The 13,813-nt window shown below is 69.0% G+C and carries 14 protein-coding genes; 11 read left to right on the top strand and 3 right to left on the bottom strand.

From position 1 onward, the window contains the following. Nucleotides 1–16 precede the first annotated feature (16 nt). Both ilvN and ABD923_RS04780 read left to right on the top strand, forming a co-directional pair. Nucleotides 17–577: an acetolactate synthase small subunit gene (ilvN, locus tag ABD923_RS04785; RefSeq protein ID WP_259546385.1), complete on the top strand. Its 561-nt coding sequence runs from the start codon at nt 17–19 to the stop codon at nt 575–577. Next, the gene (locus ABD923_RS04780; RefSeq protein ID WP_259546386.1) at nt 574–1,170 is read left to right on the top strand and encodes a hypothetical protein; all 597 of its coding nucleotides are present in this window, start codon (nt 574–576) and stop codon (nt 1,168–1,170) included. The genes ilvN and ABD923_RS04780 overlap by 4 nt, the downstream gene beginning before the upstream one ends. A gap of 139 nt (nt 1,171–1,309) precedes the next feature. Here ABD923_RS04780 and ABD923_RS04775 read toward each other — a convergent pair whose 3' ends face one another. After that, the gene (locus tag ABD923_RS04775) at nt 1,310–1,585 is read right to left on the bottom strand and encodes an EF-hand domain-containing protein (RefSeq protein ID WP_259546387.1); all 276 of its coding nucleotides are present in this window, start codon (nt 1,583–1,585) and stop codon (nt 1,310–1,312) included. Nucleotides 1,586–1,890: 305 nt separating this feature from the next. On the opposite strand from ABD923_RS04775, the gene ABD923_RS04770 reads away from it, so the two are divergent. The 3 genes from ABD923_RS04770 (at nt 1,891) to ABD923_RS04760 (ending at nt 4,063) form a co-directional block, all read left to right on the top strand. Next, a complete protein-coding gene (locus tag ABD923_RS04770; RefSeq protein ID WP_259546388.1) occupies nt 1,891–2,523 on the top strand; it encodes an RNA polymerase sigma factor in 633 nt (210 codons plus the stop codon). A 113-nt stretch (nt 2,524–2,636) separates the two neighbouring features. After that, nucleotides 2,637–3,794, top strand: a complete 1,158-nt coding sequence (locus ABD923_RS04765) for an aromatic ring-hydroxylating oxygenase subunit alpha (protein ID WP_259546389.1) — start codon at nt 2,637–2,639, stop codon at nt 3,792–3,794. Then, nucleotides 3,791–4,063, top strand: coding sequence for a hypothetical protein (locus tag ABD923_RS04760; RefSeq protein ID WP_259547466.1), 273 nt, complete (start codon nt 3,791–3,793; stop codon nt 4,061–4,063). The genes ABD923_RS04765 and ABD923_RS04760 overlap by 4 nt, the downstream gene beginning before the upstream one ends. A gap of 6 nt (nt 4,064–4,069) precedes the next feature. Here ABD923_RS04760 and ABD923_RS04755 read toward each other — a convergent pair whose 3' ends face one another. Then, nucleotides 4,070–4,642, bottom strand: coding sequence for a lytic transglycosylase domain-containing protein (locus ABD923_RS04755; protein ID WP_259546390.1), 573 nt, complete (start codon nt 4,640–4,642; stop codon nt 4,070–4,072). A gap of 238 nt (nt 4,643–4,880) precedes the next feature. On the opposite strand from ABD923_RS04755, the gene ssb reads away from it, so the two are divergent. The 4 genes from ssb to trpE all read left to right on the top strand — a co-directional run bounded on the left by ssb (nt 4,881) and on the right by trpE (nt 10,095). After that, nucleotides 4,881–5,390 carry a single-stranded DNA-binding protein gene (gene ssb, locus ABD923_RS04750; RefSeq protein WP_259546391.1) on the top strand — a complete coding sequence of 170 codons (510 nt, stop codon included), beginning with the start codon at nt 4,881–4,883 and terminating at the stop codon, nt 5,388–5,390. A 76-nt stretch (nt 5,391–5,466) separates the two neighbouring features. Further along, the gene (locus tag ABD923_RS04745; protein WP_259546392.1) at nt 5,467–6,654 is read left to right on the top strand and encodes an aminotransferase; all 1,188 of its coding nucleotides are present in this window, start codon (nt 5,467–5,469) and stop codon (nt 6,652–6,654) included. 76 nt (nt 6,655–6,730) lie between these two features. Then, nucleotides 6,731–8,584: a peptidylprolyl isomerase gene (locus ABD923_RS04740; protein WP_259546393.1), complete on the top strand. Its 1,854-nt coding sequence runs from the start codon at nt 6,731–6,733 to the stop codon at nt 8,582–8,584. Then, nucleotides 8,584–10,095, top strand: a complete 1,512-nt coding sequence (trpE, locus tag ABD923_RS04735; protein WP_259546394.1) for an anthranilate synthase component I — start codon at nt 8,584–8,586, stop codon at nt 10,093–10,095. Before ABD923_RS04740 ends, trpE begins: the two co-directional genes overlap by 1 nt. Before the next feature lie 28 nt (nt 10,096–10,123). Here the strand turns inward: trpE and ABD923_RS04730 are convergent, their stop codons facing one another. Further along, nucleotides 10,124–11,992: a polysaccharide deacteylase family 2 protein gene (locus tag ABD923_RS04730; RefSeq protein ID WP_259546395.1), complete on the bottom strand. Its 1,869-nt coding sequence runs from the start codon at nt 11,990–11,992 to the stop codon at nt 10,124–10,126. A 173-nt stretch (nt 11,993–12,165) separates the two neighbouring features. On the opposite strand from ABD923_RS04730, the gene ABD923_RS04725 reads away from it, so the two are divergent. Then, complete coding sequence (locus ABD923_RS04725; protein WP_259546396.1) at nt 12,166–12,753, top strand: anthranilate synthase component II; 588 nt, start codon at nt 12,166–12,168, stop codon at nt 12,751–12,753. Further along, nucleotides 12,750–13,766 (top strand): anthranilate phosphoribosyltransferase, encoded by a 1,017-nt coding sequence (gene trpD, locus ABD923_RS04720; protein ID WP_259546397.1) that lies wholly within the window; start codon nt 12,750–12,752, stop codon nt 13,764–13,766. The genes ABD923_RS04725 and trpD overlap by 4 nt, the downstream gene beginning before the upstream one ends. Nucleotides 13,767–13,813 lie beyond the last annotated feature (47 nt).

Raw genomic sequence — 13,813 nt, 5'->3', positions numbered from 1 at the left:
AGGGAGACCCGGGTTCATGTCGCCGCTCAATATCGAAAAAGGCTCCACCAGCCATTCCGCCTACGACCTCCGCAGCCACATGTCGGACGAGGTTGAAACCCACACCCTCGCCGTCCTGGTGCAGAACGAGGCAGGCGTGCTGGCACGGGTCATCGGCCTGTTCTCGGGGCGCGGCTACAACATCGAAAGCCTGACCGTCGCCGAAGTCGACCGCGAGGGGCACCGCTCGCGCATCACCATCGTGACCAGCGGCACGCCGCAGGTGATCCAGCAGATCCGCATGCAGCTCGAACGCATGGTGCCGGTCCACGAGGTGTCGGACCTGACCGTCGAAGGTGCCTTCGTCAGCCGCGAACTGGCGCTGATCAAGGTCGTCTCCAAGGGCGAACACCGGGTCGAGGCGCTGCGCATCGCCGAGATCTTCCGCGCCAATGTGGTCGACTCGACGCTGGAGTCCTTCGTGTTCGAGATCACCGGCACGCCGGAAAAGGTCGATGCCTTTTGCGAGTTGATGCGCCCGCTTGGCGATGTCCGCCTGGCCCGCACGGGCGTCGCGGCCATCGCGCGCGGGCTGTGATCCGCACCGCATCCCTCGCCGCCGGGCTGGCCTTCGGGCTGGCCCTGCCGCTGGCCGCGCAAGAGATGGGCGGCGTTGCCCTGAACGCGCCGCTGCCCGGCACCCTGCCCGACCCCGCGGGCCGCGAAGTGCAAGGCCCCTTCGCCTACACGCTCTGGCAGTTTGAGGACGGCACCGCCATGTCGGCCACCGCCGACGCGCAAACGGGCGCGGTCTATTACGCCGAGATCTGGAATGACGAGGGCGGCGCAAGGCCCGCCCCCGTTCCCGGCCTGGTGTTCGGCGAAACCACGCAGGCCGAGTTGGTCGCGCGTTTCGGGTCCGAAGGCATCGTCTTCGAGGATCGGGGCCGCGCCGCGGCGGCCGGCGACATGGCCGCCTTCTTCCACAGCTACGAGATCGAGGGCGGCACTGCCGTCGTCTCCTTCGTCACCATCATGCCGTTGGCCGAGGCCAGCCCCGAAACCGCCGGGGCGGCCCTGCTCGATTCCGTGATCCTTGGGCACGGGCCCTATCTCGACCTGATCTGGGGCGCCAACCGGGGCCGGATCGAGGGCTATGCGCCCATCGCCGACCCCTTCACCGGCGACTGACGAAAACGCATCCGGGAAACGGCGCCGGGACGAACAAGGCCCGCCGTCCCGACGCGGGGTAACTGGGGACGTTCCCCGGATGCCGGCCCGGGCACGAGGTGTCTGCGGGGCCCCGCGCCCGGACCGATCCCCCGGGCGATCAGCCCGCCGGGATCAGGCCAGCCTCTTCGGCCGTCGCGATTTCCTCGGCGCTCAGCATGCCGTCGCCATCGGCATCCAGCGCCGCGAATTCCTCTTCGGTCATCTCCGGCATCGCGGCGAGGACCTCTTCGTAGCTGACCATCCCGTCACCGTCGGCGTCGAGGCTCTCGGCCTGCCCCATGGCAAGGCCCGCCCCCACGATCAGCGCGGTGAAAGCCCCGGTCAGAACGGCGAGCGTGGATCCGCGGCGCGGGGTCAGAAGCATCTCGGTCATGTGTCATCTCTCCTCATTACAGGGTCGCTTGGGCTCACGGCATCTGCCGCACCCGTAAAGGAAGACAGCCGAACGCCGGGTTTCTTCCCTGTCCCGGTCCACCTGCCCTGGCATCGGCATGGCCCCGCGCGCCGGGGCGGTTTCGCTCGGCGCCGCTCCGCGCATCCAAATCGCGCGTGGCAAGGCCTCGCCCATCGCCGCCCGCCATCGGCGGGGCACCGCGCGCGCGGCACGGCGGGTCTGGACGGGATGCGGGACGCAGGCTCAGCCTTGCGCGAGTGCCACCAGTTTCGGGACCGCCCCAGATGATGACCAGCGACGACGACGAAACCGCCCTCCCCGTCCCTGTCGATCTCGTCCCGGTCGATCTGGCCCCGCCCCCGGTGGCGGACCCGCGCGCCTTCACGGCCCTTCTTCCCGACCTCAGGCGGCACGCGCAGCGGCTGGCCCGCAGCGCCGAGGATGCCGACGACCTTGTTCAGGACACGCTCCTGCGTGTCTGGGCGCGGCTGGAAGAAGCGCGGCGCGGCGCCCCCGACGCCAAGCCGGTCGAAGACCTGCGCGCCTATGCCTTCGCCACGCTGCGCGGCCGCGCCACGGCGCGCCACGGCCAGGGCCTGCGCCCCGTGCCGGACAGCCACCGCCTCGCCCCGCCGCCGCCCGCGTTGGTGAACCACGCCGAGGAGGAAGCGCCCAAGGGCACCGACCGCCTGGCCGTGTCCGAGGCGCTGGCCGCCCTCGACCGCTTGCCGCCCCGGCAGGCCCGCCTTCTCAGGATGCGCGCCATCGACGGGCTGAGCTATGCGCAGATCGCCAAGGTCACCGGCCTGCCCATGGGCACCGTCACCTCGCGCATGGCGCGGGGCCGCGCCGCGCTGCGCGACGCGCTCGACCTGCCCGAGGGCGCGTCGGTCACCGATCTGCTCGGCCCGCGCTGACACCACCACCAAGGCCCAATCCCGACATGCCCCATGTCGCCCGCGGGCAAGACGCCCCTGCCCGCCTCCGTCCACCGTTTCGGCCACCCGCACGACAGACAACGGAGGCCGACATGCCCGAGGATATCCGCCCCGCCCCGCTCGATCGCGTCCGCGCCCCGATCGACCGCGCCAACGGCCTGCCCAACGCGCATTACATCGACCCCGCGACCATCGCCGAGGAAAACCGCGCCGTCCTGGAAACCACATGGGCCGCGCTGGCCGTGGGGGCCGACGTGCCCGAACCGGGCGATGCCAAACCGATGGAGTTCCTTGGCCAGCCGCTTCTGCTCTTGCGCGACGACGCCGGCGCGGTCCGCGTGTTCTACAACATCTGCCGCCATCGCGGCATGATCCTGGTCGAGGAGCCCCGCAAGATCGAGGGCGCGATCCGCTGCCCCTATCATTCCTGGTGCTATGCCAAGGATGGCCGCCTGGTCGCCACGCCGCATGTCGGCGGGCCGGGCCAGAACGCCCACCCAGGCATCGAGCGCGCGACCCTCGGCCTGGTCGAGGTGCGCAGCCATGTCTGGATGGATGTCGTCTTCATCAACCTGTCCGGCGACGCGCCCGAGTTCGCCGAGGTGCACGCCGACCTGATCGCCCGCTGGGCCGAGTTCGACCGCCCGCTCTATCACGGCGGCGCGGACAGCACCTTCATGCTGCAGGTGAACACCAACTGGAAACTCGCCGTCGAGAATTACTGCGAAAGCTACCACCTGCCTTGGGTCCATCCCGGCCTGAACAGCTATTCCCGGCTGGAGGACCACTACCATATCGAGCAACCGGGCCAGTATTCCGGTCAGGGCACCCTCGTCTACCGCCAGCTGCGCGGCACCATGGAAGAGGTCTTTCCCGATTTCGACGGGCTGTCGGACAAGTGGGACACGGGCGCGGAATACGTGGCCGTCTATCCCAACCTGTTGTTGGGCGTGCATCGCGACCACACCTTCGCCATCGTGCTGGAACCCGTCGCCCATGACCGCACGCGCGAGCATGTGCATATCTACTACGCGCAGCCGCAGACCGACGAGGTGATGCGCGCCAAGAACGCAACGCAATGGAAAGGCGTCTTCGTCGAGGATATCTTCGTGGTCGAGGGGATGCAGCGTGGCCGCTTTGCCAGCGGCTTCGATGGCGGGCGGTTTTCGCCCGCGATGGACGGGCCGACGCATTGCTTCCACGCCTGGGTCGCTGGCCGGTTGGAGGCCTTGCGCGAGGGCACGGCATGAGCCTCGCACCCGAGGCCTGGCTGCCCGATGGCGGGCCAGTCCCACCCGATCCGGCGCGCGCGGCGCTCGATGCGGCGCTCCTGACCGCGCACGCGATGAATGACCGCGACGCGCTGATCCGCCTCTATGCCGAGGCGGCCGAGATCAGCGACGGCACCGCCGCCGCCTTCTACCTGACCCATGCCTTCGTCTTCGCCTTGGAGGCCGGTGACCCGCGCGCGCCTGTCCTGCGCGCGAAACTGGTCGAGATCGGGGCGGATATCCCCTAGGCGCGCTCAGCCGGTGCCGAGGATGATGCGCACGTAATCCTGCGTTTCCGCATAAGGCGGGATGCCGTTATGCGCCCGCACGGCTTCGGGGCCCGCATTATAAGCCGCAAGCGCGTGATCCCAGCGACCGAAATCGCGATATTGCTGCGCCAGATAGCGCGCGCCCGCATCCAGATTGGCGCTCGGGTCGGTCGGATCGACGCCCAGAAGGCTGGCCGTGTCCGGCATAAGCTGCGCCAGGCCGATCGCGCCTGCATGGCTGACCGCCTCGGGGTTCCAGCCGCTTTCCTGGTGCACGAGGCGCAGGAACAGGTCCTCGGGGATGCCATGGCGGCGCGCGGCGCTGCGGGCCACGTCCAGCCACGGGCCGGAATACCCACCGGCATAGGCCGGGATCCCATCGCGACGTTCGGCATCGGGGCGCAGGCGGGCAGAGAACTGGTATTGCGTGGAGGCGCGGTTATCGAGCAGCGTAAACGCGCTGCCGAACCGGTCGGGCAGGCCTTGCGCCGACGCCACGGCAGGCACCGCCGCGACGACCGCGGCCACGATCACCCGAAAGCTTCCCCGAAAGCGCATCCGATCTCTCCATCCCCGTCAAAACCGGGCGGAATATACGGATTTTGCGCGGAATTTCCAGCCTGCGCCGCGTCAGGCCACCGCGTCGGCCATTCGCCGCGCAGGGACTTGGCGAAAAATACCGCGCCGATAAGCCTTTTATTAAAGTTTTTGTGGTGATCTAAACGCTGAAACCGAGCCGCGGCGGGAATCGTCCCGTGTCCGCGGCGTGACTGATGCAAAGGCGTGGAGGACGAAGATGGCCGGTTCCGTCAACAAGGTGATCCTGATCGGCAACCTGGGCCGCGACCCCGAGGTGCGCAGCTTTCAGAACGGCGGCAAGGTGTGCAATTTGCGCATCGCCACCTCCGAAACCTGGAAGGACCGCAACACGGGCGAACGGCGCGAGCGGACCGAGTGGCACTCGGTCGCGATCTTCAACGAGAACCTCGCACGACTGGCCGAGCAGTACCTGCGCAAAGGCTCCAAGGTCTATATCGAGGGCAAGCTGGAGACCCGCAAATGGCAGGACCAAAGCGGGCAGGACCGGTATTCGACCGAGGTCGTGCTGCGCCCCTATGCCGGCGAGTTGACCTTCCTCGACGGGCGTGACGGCGGCCAGGGTGGCGGCGGCGGCTATAGCGGCGGCGCCTCGGGCGGCGGCTACGGCGGCGGCTCCAGCTTCCCCGACGATCGCGGCGGCCCCTCGGGCGGCGGCTATGGCGGCCCGTCGGGTGGCAACGACATGGATGACGAGATCCCGTTCTGAGGCGGGATGCGTCCAGCAATCACGACTGTTTGACACGAGGGCTCCGCGTGCTTCGCGCCGGGCCGGGGATGGGGCGATGCAGCCGATCAATCCGAACGTGAGGGGCACCTTTCCGCCACCGGTGATGGAGGCGCGCCGCTGGATCGCGGGCAAAAGCTTTCCGCCCGACCGTCCGCTGATCAACCTCAGCCAGGCCGCGCCCGTGGACCCGCCCCCCGAGGCGCTGAAACAGGCGATGGCCCGCGCCGTGATGGAGGATGACGCCACCCATCTCTACGGGCCGGTCCTGGGCAACCAGGACCTGCGCGACGAACTCGCCAGCCAATGGTCCAAGGCCTATGGCGGCACGATCCGCCCCGCGCAGGTCGCCGTCACCGCAGGCTGCAACCAGGCCTTCTGCGCCGCGATGGCGACGATCGCAGGCCCCGGCGACGAGGTCATCCTGCCCCTGCCCTGTTACTTCAACCACAAGATGTGGCTGGACATGCAGGGTGTGGCCACCGTCGGCCTGCCCACCGATGACGACCTTCTGCCCGACCCCGAGCGCGCCGCGCACCTCATCACCGAGCGCACCCGCGCCATCGTGCTGGTGACCCCCAACAACCCCGCGGGCGTCGAGTATCCGCCCGCGCTCATCGCCGCTTTCCGCGACCTCGCCCGCGCCCATGGCCTCGCGCTGCTGGTCGATGAAACCTACCGCGATTTCCATTCCTCTACCGATGCGCCGCATGACCTTTTCACCGATCCCGATTGGGACGAAACGCTGGTTCATCTCTATTCCTTCTCCAAGGCCTACCGCCTGACCGGCCACCGCGTCGGCGCCCTGATGGCCTCGGAGGCGCGGCTGGCCGAGGTCGAGAAATTCCTCGACACGGTTGCCATCTGCCCGCCGCAGGTGGGCCAGGTCGGCGCGCTTTGGGGGATGCGGAACCTGTCCGAGTGGCTGGCCGGCGAACGGCTGGAGATCCTCGCGCGGCGCGACGCCCTGATCGCGGGGTTCCAGCGCCTTCCCGACTGGCAGCTTCTGGGCTGCGGCGCCTATTTCGCCTATGTCCGCCACCCGTTCGACGCGCCCTCGGACACGGTCGCCAAGCGGCTGGTGGATGACGCGGGCCTGCTGACCCTGCCGGGCACCATGTTCGGCCCGCTGAAACCAGAGGGCGGCAGCGGACAGGCCGAGGCGACGCTCCGCATCGCCTTCGCCAATGCTGACGCGGACGGGCTGGCCGAAGTGGCGCAGAGACTGGCCGCGATCACCCCCTGAGCAACCCTTGCCCCGCCCCGGCCTTCCGCGTAAGTCGGACAGGCGGAATTGCGACGATGAAAGGACGAAAAACCCCATGGCGAAATCGGCTGTGAAGAAAGCCTCCAACGTCTTCGTCTGGATCATCCTCGGCCTTCTGATGATCGGCCTTGCCGGCTTTGGCATCGGGTCCTTCGGCGGCTCGGCCACGCGCGTGGGCCAGGTGGGCGATGTCGAGATCACGGCAAATGATTATGCCCGCGCGCTGCAAAACGAGATCCGCGCCCGCATCGCCGAGACGGGCGAGCCGGTAAACCTCGCCGATCTGCGCGCGCAAGGCATCGACACCGCCGTGCTGCAGGCCATGGTCGCCCGCGCCGCGCTGTCGAACGCCGCGATGGAGATGGGCCTGTCGGTCGGCGACGAAGAGGTCGCGCGCCAGATCACCGAGATCGACGCCTTCGCGGGCGTGGACGGGGAATTCGACCGCGAAAGCTATGAGTTCGTGCTGTCGCAGCAGGGCCTCGACCCGGCCGAGTTCGAAGAGGACGTGCGCGAGGACACCGCGCGCTCGATCCTGCAAATGGCAGTTGTGGGCGGCCTTTCGGCCCCTGCCGTCTATGCCGAGACGCTGGTCGCCTTCCAGGGCGAGACGCGCGATTTCTCGATCCTCAGCGTGACCGAGGGCGATCTGGCCGATGGTCTGCCCGAGCCGACGGACGCGGAGCTCGCCGCCTATTACGACGAGAACCCCGAACGCTTCATCCGCCCGCAGGCCAAGGCGATCACCTATGCCTGGATCACGCCAGAACAGATCATGGACGATGTCGAGGTCGACGAAGACACCTTGCGCACCCTCTATGACGAGCGGATCGAGCTTTACGTCCAGCCCGAACGCCGCCTTCTGGAACGGCTGGTCTTTGGCACCGAAGAGGCCGCGCAAGAGGCCGTCGACGCGATCGCGGCCGGGGAGACGGATTTCGACACGCTGGTCGCCGAGCGGGAACTGACGCTGGAAGACGTGGATGTCGGCGAGGTGGCCGAGGGCGATCTGCCCGCCGCCGCCGCCGAGGTGATCTTCAACGACACCGAGAGTGAAATTCTCGGGCCGCTGCCCTCGACGCTCGGCCCCGCGATCTACCGCGTGAACGCCGTGTTGCAGGCGACCGAGGTGCCGTTCGAAGAGGCCCGCGACGACCTGCGCCAGGAACTGGCCGAAGACGCCGCCCGACGCGAGATCGACGACATGCGCGAGATGATAGACGACGAACTGGCCTCGGGCGCGACGCTGGAAGAATTGGCGAACCTCACCGCGATGACCCTTGGGCAGATCGAATATGTCGCCACCTCGGAAGACGATATCGCGGCCTATGACGCCTTCCGGGATGCGGCCGATGCCGTGCGCGAGGGCGACTTCCCCGAATTGCTGGACCTCTCCGATGGCGGGCTTTTCGCGCTGCGCCTTGACGAGGTGATCCCGCCGAGCCTGCCGCCGCTGGACGAGATCGAGGACGAGGTCTCCGCAGCCTGGCGCGCCACCGCGCTGCGCGCTGCCGTGGCCGAGCGCGCCTCGGACCTGGTGACCGAACTGGCCGAGGGCGCCGCGCTGGAGGATCTGGGCGACGTGACCGAGGAACGCCTCATCCGCCGTCAGGATTTCGTACCCGGCATGCCGCCCACGATGGTGGCGCAGGCGTTCCAGTTGGACGAGCCGGGCGATATCGTCATGGTTCCGGCCGCCGAGGCCGCGCATATCGTGCGCCTCGACGCGATCAACCCCGCCGCGCGCGACGCGCCCGACACCTCGATCCTGTTGCAGATCCTGTCCCAGACCGTGACGCAATCGCTGGCGCAGGACATTTTCGAAAGCTACGGGCAGGCGCTTGAGGTGCAGGCAGGCATCGAGCTTGACCAAGGCGTGATCAACGCCGTGCACGCGACGTTCCCGTAATGGCCCTGACCCCGGATTTCCAAACCTTCGAGGCCGGCTGGACAGCCGGGAAGAACCAGCTGGTCTATGCAAGGCTGGCGGCCGATCTCGACACGCCCGTCTCGCTTATGCTGAAGCTGACCGAGGCCGGACGCGATGCCTTCATCCTCGAATCCGTCACCGGCGGAGAGGTGCGCGGGCGCTACTCGATCATCGGGATGAAACCCGACCTGATCTGGGAATGCCGGGGCGAGGAAAGCCGCCTGAACCGCGCCGCGCGCTACGATCGCGAGGCGTTCGAGCCCTGCGACGCGCCGCCGCTGGAAGCCGTGCGCGCCCTGCTGGCGGAATCCGCCATCGACATGCCCCCCGACCTGCCCGCCGCCGCAGCGGGGCTGTTCGGCTATCTCGGCTATGACATGATCCGGCTGGTCGAGCATCTGCCGAACGTGAACCCCGACCCGCTCGGCCTGCCCGACGCGGTGCTGATGCGCCCCTCGGTCGTGGCGGTTCTGGACGGGGTGAAAGGCGAGGTGACGGTCGTGGCGCCCGCCTGGGCCTCGTCCGGCCTGTCGGCGCGCGCCGCCTATGCGCAGGCCGCCGAGCGTGTCTCGGACGCGCTGCGCGACCTCGAACGCGCGCCGCCCGCCGCCGCGCGCGAGATGGGCGCGGCGCTGGAAGTGGGCGAGCCGGTCTCGAATTTCGCCAAAGCCGACTATCTCGCCGCCGTGGAAACCGCCAAGGACTACATCCGCGCGGGCGACATCTTCCAGGTGGTGCCCTCGCAGCGCTGGACGCTCGACTTCCCGCAGCCGCCTTTCGCGCTCTATCGCGCGCTGCGGCGCACGAACCCGTCGCCCTTCATGTTCTATTTCAATTTCGGCGGCTTCCAGGTGATCGGCGCCAGCCCCGAGATCCTTGTTCGGGTCTTCGGCGGAGAGGTCACGATCCGCCCCATCGCGGGCACCCGCCCCCGCGGCGCGACCCCGGAGGAGGATCGCGCGCTGGAGGCCGACCTGATGGCCGACGAAAAGGAACTGGCCGAACACCTGATGCTGCTGGACCTGGGCCGCAACGACGTGGGCCGCGTCGCCAGGATCGGCACGGTTCATCCGACCGAGGAATTCATCGTCGAACGCTACAGCCACGTCATGCATATCGTCTCCAACGTCGTGGGCGAGTTGAGCGAGGAGCATGACGCGCTGTCGGCGCTTCTGGCCGGTCTGCCCGCAGGCACGGTGTCGGGCGCGCCCAAGGTGCGCGCGATGGAGATCATCGACGAGTTGGAGCCGGAAAAGCGCGGCGTCTATGGCGGTGGCGTGGGCTATTTCAGCGCCGGGGGCGACATGGACATGTGCATCGCGCTGCGCACCGCCGTGGTGCAGGATGGCAAGCTCTATATCCAGGCGGGCGGCGGCGTCGTCTATGACAGCGACCCCGAGGCCGAATTCATGGAAACCGTGAACAAGTCCCGCGCCATCCGCAAGGCGGCCGAGGATGCGGGTCATTTCACCGGGCGCGGCAACAGCTGACCATCCGGGGCTTTGCCTGGGTTAACCGTCAGTCCTGCACGGACCGGCGCAGCACCTCGGAAACGGGCGCGACGGCAACCCCTTCGTCACGGCCAGACAATGCCCATGAAAACAATGCCGTTACCGTGTCGGGCCGGGTGCGACCGGCGACGACGACCGCACCTTCCTGCTGCGCGGCGAACTCGGCGCGCCCCAGGTAGCGGGTGATGACGGTCGCGCGCTGATTCTCGTCATCGAGCAGGCGGAACAGCGTCGCGGCGGGCACATCGACCCTGAGCGCGCTTTGCTCGGCGGCGTTCAACCCGCGCGGAAAGGCCAGCAATCCCTGCCCCGCCGCACCGGCCCGCCCCACCACCGCATCGAGCGCCGGACGGTTCGACTGGATGCGGTTGTCCGGCGTGTCGAGGATGGCGATGGCCTCGGGCACAGCCTCGGAAGCCGCGGACAGTGCGACCTCGGCATCCTGCGCCGTCGCGTCGGCGGGCACCGCCGTGCCCAGCATCAGCACCTCGAACCCGGCTTCGCGGAAAGCGGCGGCGCGCATGGCGGCATCGGGGCGCAGCGGGTCGATGGCGAACGCGACCGGGAAGGAAAACCGTGTCAGCGTGGGGATATCCAGGCCCGCCTCGGGATCGTCGATCAGGATGACGGCGATCAACGGGCGGGTCTCGCTGCTGTCGAAAGGCACGGAATAGGCGGCGAGCGCGCCTGTCGCTGCCTCGGCTTCCGGCTCGGGCGCGGCGGCGTCCTCGTCTGCCGCGGGCTCAGACGCCTCAGGGACGGACGCCGTGATCTGAGGCAAGGTCCCGCTCTCGCCGGGGCGCAACCGCCTCGGTTGAACGGGGGCGTCGGACGCGAAGCCGTCCTCTTGCGGCGCGTCGGCCTGCGGCGCCGGATCGGCGGTCGCGGCGGGCGGCTGCGGCACGGCGGGTGCCGGCGCGGTCGGGATCACCGAGGGCGTGCTCAGGTCATCCTCGGTCACGAGGCCGACCGGCGCGCTGCCTTCAGGTTGCACGAGGCGGCGGACAGGCGGCAGAGGTGCGTCGGGGTCGATCACCGGTTCTGGCGAGGCGGGGGCTTCCTCATCGGCAACCGGGCCCTCGGGCGTCGTCGGAGCCGGGTCGACAGCGGCGGCCTCCTCAGTCACCGGGGCGGGCTCCGTGACTGCTTCGGGGGCCGCGTCGGCCTCGACTGCAGCGTCCGGCTCGGGCGGGACAACCTGCGGCAGGGGCGCGGTGCGCGTGGACGGGATCGGCGCGGCCTCGGTGCCCTGGCTGGGCAGGACGGTGGGCTGCGGTCGCGCCGGGCTGGCCGCATCGCCCGCCCCCATGGACGGCGGGGCAAGGTCGAGTGTGGCGAGCGCACCCGGCGCGGGCGCGGTGGGTACGGTCGCGATATCGGGTTGCGGCGCCGGCGCGGTGTCGAGGGCTTGCGGGCTGGTGCCATCGGGCGCAGGCAAGGCGCGCGGCGCGGCGGCGGCGGGGGCTTCGTCGGTCGTGGGAAGCGCGGCCTCTTCCTCGGGCGGCGGGCGATTGAACTCGCTGCCGGAGGGCAGAGGGATCTCGGTGGCGGGACCGCTGGCGTCGGGCTGGTCGCTGCCGGGTTCGGGCGTGGGGGCCGGTTCGGGCGCTGGAGCCTCGGCGGGTTCGGGCGCCGTTTCAGGCGGGGCGGCGTCCGCCTCGGCCTCGTCGGGCGAAGCCTCGTCCTCTGCGGGAGCGTCGCCCTGCCCTGCGCCCGTGCCGAGAGCCGTTGGAGACACGCTTTCGACCTCGGGGGCCGGGGCCGTGGCCATGCGTAGTCCCCGTTCGGGCAGCGGCGTCGACAGCGACACGGCCACCGATACGATCAGCGCCACCAGCGCCCCCCAGATCACGCCCAGAAAGATGCCGCGCCCCATTCGAAGTCCTTCCTGCTCAAGCCGTTTGCCGGGCTGCGTTTCATCCCGGCGCCATCTGCCCCGTCCGCGCCGTCTTGTCCGGTCGTCATTGCCTTGACCCCGAAGCGCGGCTTTGGGAGATGTATACAACGGGCGCGGCGCGCCTTCACCCCTTTTCGCGAAAGGCTGGCGCGATGTTGCTGCTGATCGATAATTACGACAGCTTCACCTACAATCTGGTCCATTACCTGGGCGAGTTGGGTGCCGAGATGAAGGTCGTGCGCAACGACGCGCTGAGCGTGCAGGATGCGCTGGCCCTGCAGCCAGAGGCGATCGTGCTGTCGCCCGGCCCCTGTGATCCCGCGCAGGCCGGCATCTGCGTGCCGCTGACGCGCGCCGCCGCCGGGGCGGGTGTGCCGCTCTTTGGCGTTTGCCTTGGCCATCAGACCATCGGCGAGGCCTTTGGCGGCAAGGTGATCCGCCACTCCGAGATCGTGCATGGCAAGATGGGCGAGATCCGCCACGAGGGCAAAGGCGTGTTCGCGGGCCTCCCCTCTCCGCTTCTGGCGACGCGGTATCACTCGCTGGTGGTCGAGCGCGCCAGCCTGCCCGATGAGCTTGAGATCACGGCCGAACTGGACGATGGCACGATCATGGGTCTGCGCCACAAGACGCTGCCCATCGAAGGCGTGCAATTCCACCCCGAAAGCATCCGGTCCGAGCACGGCCACGCGATGCTGAAGACTTTCCTCGACATGGCCAAGGAGGCCGTTCCGGCATGAGCGATGCGATGAAACCCCTGATCTACGCGGCCTCCGAGGGGCCGCTGTCGCGCGCGCAGGCAGAGCACGCCTTTGACGAGTTGTTCGAGGGCCGCGCGACCCCGGCGCAGATCGCGGGGCTGCTGATGGCCATGCGGGCGCGCGGCGAGTCGGTCGCCGAATATGCCGCCGCCGCCGCCGTGATGCGCGCCAAGTGCACGTCGGTCAAAGCGCCCGAGGGCGCGATAGACATCGTGGGCACCGGCGGCGACGGCAAGGGGACGCTGAACATCTCGACCGCGACGGCCTTTGCGGTGGCGGGCGCCGGCGTGCCGGTGGCCAAGCACGGCAACCGCAATCTCAGTTCCAAGTCCGGCGCGGCGGACGCATTGGGCGAGATGGGCGTCAACGTGATGGTCGGGCCGGAGGTGGTTGAACGCGCGCTGACCGAGGCCGGGATCGGCTTCATGATGGCCCCGATGCACCACCCTGCCATGAAACACGTGATGCCCGTCCGGCAGGAGCTTGGCTGCAAGACGATCTTCAACATCCTCGGGCCGCTGACCAACCCCGCGGGCGTGAAACGGCAGTTGACCGGGGCCTTCGCCATCGACCTGATTTTCCCCATGGCCGAGACGTTGCAGGCGCTCGGCTCCGAGGCCGCGTGGCTGGTCCATGGCGCGGACGGGACGGACGAGATCTCGATTTCCGGCGCGACCTCGGTCGCGGAACTCAAGGACAACAAGATCACGGGGCGCGAGGTGCATCCCGAAGAGGCCGGACTGCCCGAACACCCGTTCCGCGACATCCTTGGCGGCACGCCCGCCGAGAATGCCGCCGCCTTCCGTGCCCTGCTGGATGGCGCGCCGGGGGCTTACCGCGATGCCGTTCTGTTGAATGCCGCCGCCGCGCTGGTGGTGGCGGGCAAGGTCAGCGGCCTGCGCGAGGGGGCCGAGATGGCCGCCGACAGCATCGATTCCGGACGCGCCAAATCCGCGGTCGAGGCGCTGGCGCGGGTGACATCGGCCGCCTGAAACCACCTGAGACGGTGCGCCACGGCGCACCCCAGCCATCGTCAACG

Origin of the sequence: [Roseibacterium] beibuensis, assembly GCF_039542305.1 — a bacterium.
In the GTDB taxonomy this organism is placed as follows: domain Bacteria; phylum Pseudomonadota; class Alphaproteobacteria; order Rhodobacterales; family Rhodobacteraceae; genus Roseibacterium; species Roseibacterium beibuensis.
Note: the sequence above shows the minus strand (reverse complement) of the source record. Positions and strands in the feature narration are given on the sequence as shown.

What these genes read in the sequence shown, in the direction of transcription:
- ilvN (WP_259546385.1), top strand. Translation starts at nt 17, where the DNA reads ATGTCGCCGCTCAATATCGAAAAAGGCTCCACCAGCCATTCCGCCTAC.
- ABD923_RS04775 (WP_259546387.1), bottom strand. Translation starts at nt 1,585, where the DNA reads ATGACCGAGATGCTTCTGACCCCGCGCCGCGGATCCACGCTCGCCGTT.
- ABD923_RS04770 (WP_259546388.1), top strand. Translation starts at nt 1,891, where the DNA reads ATGATGACCAGCGACGACGACGAAACCGCCCTCCCCGTCCCTGTCGAT.
- ABD923_RS04765 (WP_259546389.1), top strand. Translation starts at nt 2,637, where the DNA reads ATGCCCGAGGATATCCGCCCCGCCCCGCTCGATCGCGTCCGCGCCCCG.
- ABD923_RS04760 (WP_259547466.1), top strand. Translation starts at nt 3,791, where the DNA reads ATGAGCCTCGCACCCGAGGCCTGGCTGCCCGATGGCGGGCCAGTCCCA.
- ABD923_RS04755 (WP_259546390.1), bottom strand. Translation starts at nt 4,642, where the DNA reads ATGCGCTTTCGGGGAAGCTTTCGGGTGATCGTGGCCGCGGTCGTCGCG.
- ssb (WP_259546391.1), top strand. Translation starts at nt 4,881, where the DNA reads ATGGCCGGTTCCGTCAACAAGGTGATCCTGATCGGCAACCTGGGCCGC.
- ABD923_RS04745 (WP_259546392.1), top strand. Translation starts at nt 5,467, where the DNA reads ATGCAGCCGATCAATCCGAACGTGAGGGGCACCTTTCCGCCACCGGTG.
- ABD923_RS04740 (WP_259546393.1), top strand. Translation starts at nt 6,731, where the DNA reads ATGGCGAAATCGGCTGTGAAGAAAGCCTCCAACGTCTTCGTCTGGATC.
- trpE (WP_259546394.1), top strand. Translation starts at nt 8,584, where the DNA reads ATGGCCCTGACCCCGGATTTCCAAACCTTCGAGGCCGGCTGGACAGCC.
- ABD923_RS04730 (WP_259546395.1), bottom strand. Translation starts at nt 11,992, where the DNA reads ATGGGGCGCGGCATCTTTCTGGGCGTGATCTGGGGGGCGCTGGTGGCG.
- ABD923_RS04725 (WP_259546396.1), top strand. Translation starts at nt 12,166, where the DNA reads ATGTTGCTGCTGATCGATAATTACGACAGCTTCACCTACAATCTGGTC.
- trpD (WP_259546397.1), top strand. Translation starts at nt 12,750, where the DNA reads ATGAGCGATGCGATGAAACCCCTGATCTACGCGGCCTCCGAGGGGCCG.